The organism is Bradyrhizobium sp. ORS 375, from assembly GCF_000239775.1.
Lineage (GTDB): Bacteria > Pseudomonadota > Alphaproteobacteria > Rhizobiales > Xanthobacteraceae > Bradyrhizobium.
This window is the reverse complement of record NZ_CAFI01000119.1, coordinates 1-7,528: the sequence shown is the minus strand read 5'-3', so window position 1 is coordinate 7,528 and position 7,528 is coordinate 1. Positions and strand designations below refer to the sequence as shown.

5 protein-coding genes and 1 pseudogene are annotated in these 7,528 nt (G+C 64.7%); all 6 read left to right on the top strand.

Annotated features, from left to right (window positions below; genetic code table 11):
• A partial coding sequence (locus tag BRAO375_RS10515; protein ID WP_035639891.1) for a 2-oxo acid dehydrogenase subunit E2 occupies positions 1-991 on the top strand: 991 nt, incomplete at its 5' end.
• Positions 992-1,142: 151 nt separating this feature from the next.
• The gene (gene lpdA / locus BRAO375_RS10510) at positions 1,143-2,564 is read left to right on the top strand and encodes a dihydrolipoyl dehydrogenase (RefSeq protein ID WP_009027446.1); all 1,422 of its coding nucleotides are present in this window, start codon (positions 1,143-1,145) and stop codon (positions 2,562-2,564) included.
• A 318-nt stretch (positions 2,565-2,882) separates the two neighbouring features.
• A complete protein-coding gene (locus BRAO375_RS10505; protein ID WP_009027445.1) occupies positions 2,883-4,124 on the top strand; it encodes a threonine synthase in 1,242 nt (413 codons plus the stop codon).
• 72 nt (positions 4,125-4,196) lie between these two features.
• The gene (locus BRAO375_RS10500) at positions 4,197-5,168 is read left to right on the top strand and encodes a tripartite tricarboxylate transporter substrate binding protein BugD (protein WP_009027444.1); all 972 of its coding nucleotides are present in this window, start codon (positions 4,197-4,199) and stop codon (positions 5,166-5,168) included.
• 233 nt (positions 5,169-5,401) lie between these two features.
• Positions 5,402-7,126 carry a dihydroxy-acid dehydratase gene (gene ilvD / locus BRAO375_RS10495; protein ID WP_009027443.1) on the top strand — a complete coding sequence of 575 codons (1,725 nt, stop codon included), beginning with the start codon at positions 5,402-5,404 and terminating at the stop codon, positions 7,124-7,126.
• Positions 7,113-7,528: pseudogene (locus BRAO375_RS10490) on the top strand (sel1 repeat family protein); the annotation flags it as partial. The gene ilvD and the pseudogene BRAO375_RS10490, both read left to right, overlap by 14 nt.

The window sequence follows — 7,528 nt, the reverse complement described above, 5'->3', positions numbered from 1 at the left end:
GGCCGCGGCTCCTGCGCCGGCCGCTCCTGCGGCTGCTGCCCCCCAGGTCAATGGTCACGAGCGCATCTTCTCGTCACCGCTGGCGCGGCGCCTTGCGAAGGATGCCGGAATCGATCTCGGCCGCATTACCGGCACCGGCCCGCATGGCCGCGTCGTCGCCCGCGACGTCGAGGAGGCCAAGTCCGGCAAGGGCCTGAAGGCGGCACCGTCGGCTTCTCCGGCTGCGAGCGCGCCCGCCGTGGCGCCGTCAATGTCGGACAAGCAGATCCTGGCGCTGTTCGAGCCGGGCTCCTACGAAGTCATCCCGCATGACGGCATGCGCCGCACCATCGCGCAGCGCCTGACCGCGGCGACGCAGACCGTCCCGCATTTCTACCTGACGATCGACTGCGACATCGGCAAGCTGCTCGCCGCGCGCGAGGAGATCAATGCGGCAGCTCCAAAGGACAAAGAGAAGAAGCCGCTCTACAAGCTCTCGGTGAACGACTTCGTCATCAAGGCGATGGCGGTGGCGCTGCAGAGAATCCCGAACTGCAACGTCAGCTGGACCGAAGGCGGCATGGTCAAGCACAAGCATTCTGACGTCGGCGTTGCCGTGGCGATGCCCGGCGGCCTGATCACCCCGATCATCCGCAAGGCCGAGACCAAGACGCTGTCGGCCATCTCCGGCGAGATGAAGGATTTTGCCGCGCGCGCCCGCTCGCGCAAGCTGAAGCCGGAGGAATATCAGGGCGGCACCACCGCGGTGTCGAACCTCGGCATGTACGGCATCACGCACTTCACCGCCGTGATCAATCCGCCGCATGCGACGATCCTCGCGGTCGGCACGTCGGAGGAACGCCCCGTCGTGCGCAACGGCAAGATCGAGATCGCCAGCATGATGAGCGTGACACTGTCGTGCGACCACCGCGCCATCGACGGCGCGCTCGGCGCCGAGCTGATCGGCGCCTTCAAGCAGCTGATCGAGAACCCCGTGATGATGATGGTGTGAGCCACGCAGCAACCGCATCCACCGTCATTGCGAGCGCAGCGAAGCAATCCAGAGTCCCGCCGGAACCCTGGATTGCTTCGTCGCTTACGCTCCTCGCAATGACGGAGAGAGTTCGACTGACCCGGCTAACGATGAGAATGATTGCATAGCCATGGCCGACACATCCTTCGACGTCATCATCATCGGCTCCGGTCCGGGCGGCTACGTCACCGCGATCCGCGCAGCCCAGCTCGGCTTCAAGACCGCGATCATCGAGAAGTCGCATCTCGGCGGCATCTGCCTGAACTGGGGCTGCATCCCGACCAAGGCGCTGCTCCGCTCGGCCGAGATCTATCACTACATGCAGCACGCCAAGGACTATGGTCTCTCCGCGGAGAAGATCTCCTACGATCCGAAGGCGGTGGTGCAGCGCTCGCGCGGAGTCTCCAAGCGCCTGGCCGACGGTGTCGGCTTCCTGATGAAGAAGAACAAGGTGCAGGTGATCTGGGGCCGCGCCAACATCGATGCGCCCGGCAAGATCACCGTGACCAAGTCCGACGTCGAGGCGCCGAAGGGCGCGCTGGGTGAGGGCACCTACCAGGCCAAGCACATCATCGTCGCCACCGGCGCGCGGCCGCGCGTGCTGCCGGGCCTCGAGCCGGACAAGAAGCTGGTCTGGACCTATTTCGAGGCGATGGTGCCGGACAAGATGCCGAAGTCGCTGCTCGTCGTCGGCTCCGGCGCGATCGGCATCGAGTTCGCTTCGTTCTTCCGCACCATGGGCTCCGAGGTGACGGTGGTCGAGGTGCTGCCGCAGATCCTGCCTGTGGAGGACGCCGAGATCGCCGGCATCGCCCGCAAGCAGCTCGAGAAGCAGGGCCTCAAGATCATGACCGGGGCCAAGGTCACCAAGCTCGACAAGAAGAGCGACAGCGTGGTGGCGACGATCGACGACGGCAAGGGCAAGGTCGAGACGACCGAGTTCGACCGCGTGATCTCCGCGGTCGGCGTGGTCGGCAACATCGAGAATCTCGGTCTGGAAAAGCTCGGCGTGAAGACCGACCGCGGCTGCATCGTGATCGACGGCTACGGCAAGACCAACGTGCCCGGCCTCTACGCCATCGGCGACGTCGCAGGTCCCCCGATGCTGGCGCACAAGGCCGAGCATGAGGGCGTGGTCTGCATCGAGGCCATCAAGGGCCTGCATCCGCATCCGATGGACAAGAGCCTCATACCCGGCTGCACCTATTGCCATCCGCAGGTCGCCTCGGTAGGCCTCACCGAGGCCAAGGCGAAGGAGCAGGGCCGCGACATCCGCGTCGGCCGCTTCCCCTTCGTCGGCAACGGCAAGGCGATCGCGCTCGGTGAGGACCAGGGTCTGGTGAAGGTGATCTTCGACAAGAAGACGGGCCAGCTGATCGGCGCCCACATGGTCGGCGCCGAGGTGACCGAGCTGATCCAGGGCTATGTCGTCGCCATGAACCTCGAGACGACCGAGGAAGAGCTGATGCACACCATCTTCCCGCATCCGACGCTGTCGGAGATGATGAAGGAAGCCGTGCTCGACGCCTATGGGCGCGTGTTGAACATGTAGCTCCGACCCCCACTCGTCATGCGCGGGCTTGACCCGCGCATCCATCCTGCTTCGGGAAGACTCTTGCGAAGGGGATGGATTGCCGGGTCAAGCCCGGCAATGACGGAGGCAACCAGACGGGCTCAAGCAGGAAGTGCTACGAATGAATTCCGACAAGCCGCACGATAGAAACATTCGGCCCTAGATCCGCTCGTCATGCGCGGGCTTGACCCGCGCATCCATCGCGCTTCGGGAAGACTTTTGCGAAGGGGATGGATTGCCGGGTCAAGCCCGGCAATGACGGATGTAACCAGAAGGGCTCAGCCAGAAAGTCCCGCCGTGAAATCCAGCGACAATCTCACCACCGAGCGCCCGACCTTCGTCACCCATCTCGAATGCGCGATGGTCGGTGATCACTATCCAGCGGATCAAGTCCACAATCTCTCCAAGGCCGGCAAGCCGCTGCTGGTGCGCTACGATCTCGCCGGCGTGAAGCAGGCGCTGACCAAGGACGCGCTGGCGCAGCGTCCCGCGGACATGTGGCGCTATCGCGAGCTGCTGCCGGTGCGCAAGTGCCAGGACATCGTCAGCCTCGGCGAGGTGATGACGCCGCTGATCAATCTGCCGAAGCTGTCGAAGAAGCTCGGCGGCGGCGAGATCATCGTCAAGGATGAGGGACGGCTGCCGACCGGCTCGTTCAAGGCGCGTGGCCTCGTCATGGCGGTGTCGATGGGCAAGGCGCTCGGCATCAAACACATGGCGATGCCGACCAACGGCAACGCCGGCGCGGCGCTCGCCGCCTATGCGACGTCCTGCGGCATCAAGACCACCATCTTCTGCCCTGCGGATACGCCGGAGGTGAACGTCAGCGAGATCGAGCTGCAGGGCGCGACCGTCTATCGCGTCAACGGTCTGATCGATGATTGCGGCAAGATCGTCGGCGAGGGCAAGGCCAAGGTCGGCTGGTTCGACACCTCGACCCTGAAGGAGCCGTACCGGATCGAGGGCAAGAAGACGATGGGCCTGGAGCTCGCCGAGCAGCTCGGCTGGGACGTGCCCGACGTGATCTTCTATCCGACCGGCGGCGGCACCGGCCTGATCGGCATGTGGAAGGCGTTCGACGAACTCGAGAAGATCGGCTTCATTGGTTCCAAGCGCCCGCGCATGGTCGCGGTGCAGGCTTCCGGCTGCGCGCCGATGGTCCGCGCGTTCGAGCAGGGCGTCGAGCACGCGACGCGCTGGGAGGACGCCCACACGATCGCCTCCGGCATCCGCGTGCCCCAGGCCGTGGGAGATTTCCTTATCTTGCGCGCTGTCCGCGAGAGCAAAGGTTTCGCGATTGCCGTCGATGACGAGAAGATTTCCACTGCGCTGAATGAGGTCGCACGCGAGGAGGGGATGTTGTTGTGCCCCGAAGGGGCTGCGACCTATGCTGCCTACAAGCAGAGCCTCGCTGACGGCCGTGTCACCACGACCGATCGCGTCATGCTGTTCAACTGCGCCACAGGTCTCAAATATCCGCTGCCGAAGGTCGAGCGCACGCTCGATCGCCACCAGCCGATCGACTACACTCAATTCTAATCGGACGGTCGGCATTGCGGCCTGGCGCCTGATCGTCTGACAACAAGGATCAGGCCGCCCAGGGAGGACGCGATGCGACGCCTGTTCGGCGCTGTGATGATGGCGCTTGCCTTGTTTGTGGCTCCCGCTGCGGCGGAGACCTATCCGTCGCGCGCCATCACGGTGATCGTGCCGTTCGCCGCCGGCGGACCGTCGGATGCAATGATGCGTATCCTCGCCGAGCACATGAAGCAGACGCTCGGCCAGCCGGTGCTGGTCGAGAACGTCACCGGTGCCGGCGGCTCGATCGGCGTCGGGCGCGCGGTGCGCTCCAGGCCCGACGGCTACACCGTCAGCTTCGGCCATCTCGGCACCCATGTCGCCAACGGCGCGGTGTATCGGCTCGGCTACGATCTCGTTGCCGATCTCGAGCCTGTCGTGCTGCTGCCGAGCAATCCGATGATCATCGTCAGCAAGAGCAACGTGCCGGCGAAATCACTGTCCGAATTGCTCGCCTGGCTGAAGGCGCAGCCGAACCCGGCATCCGCGGGCACAGCAGGCAATGGCTCGGGCAGCCACATTGCCGGGCTCTATTTCGAGCAGGTCACCGGCATCAAGCTGCAATACGTGCCTTATCGCGGCACGGGGCCGGCCATGAACGATCTCGTCGGCGGCCAGATCGATCTGATCGTCGACCAGACCTCGAATGCCATCAACCAGGTCCGCGCCGGCACGATTCGGGCCTATGCCGTGACCGACTCCAAGCGTCTCGACAGCGCGCCGGAGATTCCGACGACCGACGAGGCAGGCCTGCCTGGCTTCCACATGACATTGTGGTCGGGGCTCTGGCTGCCGAAAGGGGTCTCGAAAGAGATCGTCGAGACGCTCAATGCGGCGGCTGTCGCGGCGCTCACTGACCCGGATGTACAGAATCAGTTGAAAAATCTGGGGTTGCAGATGCCTGGACCGGATCAGCGGACCCCCGACGCGCTCGGAACTGTGCAACGGGCTGAAATCGCCAAATGGTGGTCCATGATCCGCTCGGCCGGTGTGGTGCCGGAGTAAGCGCGCGGTATTGAATTCCTTCCGTGATGGTTGCGCAACAGCCACGGATGTTGCGACCTCGCCACAGTTTACGAAGTTTTGGTAACAATCTCGGGCGCTCCGCAAACGCGCCGCTTTTTGGCCACACCTGGTCGTGAAATACTTTGATCAGAATAGTACCTGTGCGTGTGAGGCTGCCAAAAATCCCTCGTTAGGATAGGCCGCCTCCGAAGCACCGGGAGGCCAGAACAGCGATGGATGCGAAGACCGACATCAAGCGCAGGCTGCCCAGCCGTCACGTGACGGAAGGGGCCGAGCGTGCGCCGCATCGGTCGTATCTCTACGCGATGGGCCTGACCACGGCCCAAATCCACCAGCCCTTCGTCGGCGTCGCTTCGTGCTGGAACGAGGCCGCGCCGTGCAACATCGCGCTGATGCGTCAGGCCCAGGCGGTCAAGAAGGGCGTCGCGCATGCCGGCGGCACGCCGCGCGAGTTCTGCACCATCACCGTGACCGACGGCATCGCCATGGGCCATGACGGCATGCGCTCGTCGCTGCCGTCGCGCGAGGCCATCGCCGACTCCGTCGAGCTGACGATTCGCGGCCATTCCTACGACGCGCTGGTCGGGCTGGCCGGCTGCGACAAATCGCTGCCGGGCATGATGATGGCGATGGTCCGGCTCAACGTGCCCTCGATCTTCATCTATGGCGGCTCGATCCTGCCGGGCAATTTCCGCGGCCAGCAGGTCACCGTGCAGGACATGTTCGAGGCCGTTGGCAAGCACTCGGTCGGCGCGATGTCCGACGAGGACCTCGACGAGCTCGAGCGCGTCGCCTGTCCGTCGGCGGGCGCCTGCGGCGCGCAATTCACGGCCAACACGATGGCGACGGTGTCCGAGGCGATCGGGCTGGCGCTGCCGTATTCGGCCGGCGCTCCCGCACCTTACGAGATCCGCGACTCGTTCTGCATGACGGCCGGCGAGAAGGTGATGGAGCTGATCGCCGCCAACATCCGGCCGCGCGACATCGTGACGCGCGCCGCGCTGGAAAATGCCGCTGCGGTTGTGGCGGCCTCCGGCGGCTCGACCAACGCTGCACTGCACCTGCCGGCGATCGCCCACGAGGCCGGCATCCAGTTCGACTTATTCGACGTCGCCGAAATCTTCAAAAAGACACCTTATATCGCGGATTTGAAGCCGGGTGGCCGCTATGTCGCCAAAGACATGTTCGAGGCTGGTGGCATTCCGCTGTTGATGAAGACGTTGCTCGATCATGGCTATTTGAACGGCGACTGCCTCACAGTCACCGGCCGGACGATCGCCGAAAACCTCAAAGGCGTGAAATGGAATCCGCACCAGGACGTGGTGAGGCCGGCCAACCAGCCGATCACTGCAACCGGAGGTGTCGTTGGGCTGAAAGGCAATCTCGCGCCAGAGGGTGCGATCGTGAAAGTCGCGGGCATGTCGAACTTGAAATTCACTGGGCCGGCCCGCTGCTTCGATCGGGAAGAGGATGCCTTTGAGTCCGTGCAGAAGCGGACCTATCGCGAGGGCGAGGTCATCGTGATCCGCTACGAGGGGCCGCGCGGCGGTCCCGGCATGCGGGAAATGCTGCAGACCACGGCGGCGCTGACCGGGCAGGGCATGGGCGGCAAGATCGCGCTCATCACCGACGGCCGGTTCTCGGGCGCGACCCGTGGTTTCTGCATCGGCCATATCGGGCCGGAGGCGGCGGTCGGCGGACCGATCGCCCTGGTCGAGGATGGCGACATCATCGAGATCGATGCCGAGGCGGGTATCCTTAACGTCAAGTTGAGCGATGCCGAATTGGCGCAACGCAAGACCAAGTGGACGCCGCGTGAGACCCATCACACGTCAGGTGCACTTTGGAAGTATGCCCAGCAGGTTGGACCGGCCGTGGCGGGTGCCGTCACCCACCCAGGTGGTGCGCAAGAGAAGTATTGCTATGCGGACATCTGATCGGATCATTTTTGCATTGATGCTGGGGGTTGCCCCGCTCGCGCTGCCGACAGCGTCGCTTGCGTTCGATGGCGCTCCGGTCAACCAGGAGCCCGCGATCCCGGTGGCGGGGCCGCAGGCCGGCGCCGGCGCGTTGCGCAAGGCCGTCCCCGCAACGACGTCCGCGACGTCGCCGACCCAGTCGCTGACGGCGCTGCAATATGCCGCAGAGGAAGGTCACCCGGTCGCGCAGTTCAAGCTCGGGCGGATGTATGCCGCCGGCGACGGCGTGGCGCGCGACGACATGCGCGCCTTCGACTATTTCAGCCGCATCGCCAATGCGCATGCCGAGGACAGCCCGTCGGCCCCGCAGGCCCAGATCGTCGCCAACGCCTTCGTCGCGCTCGGCCGCTATTACCTGAG

Excerpts from the sequence above, each read along its gene's own strand:
- lpdA (WP_009027446.1), top strand. The coding sequence starts at position 1,143 with ATGGCCGACACATCCTTCGACGTCATCATCATCGGCTCCGGTCCGGGC.
- BRAO375_RS10500 (WP_009027444.1), top strand. The coding sequence starts at position 4,197 with ATGCGACGCCTGTTCGGCGCTGTGATGATGGCGCTTGCCTTGTTTGTG.
- ilvD (WP_009027443.1), top strand. The coding sequence starts at position 5,402 with ATGGATGCGAAGACCGACATCAAGCGCAGGCTGCCCAGCCGTCACGTG.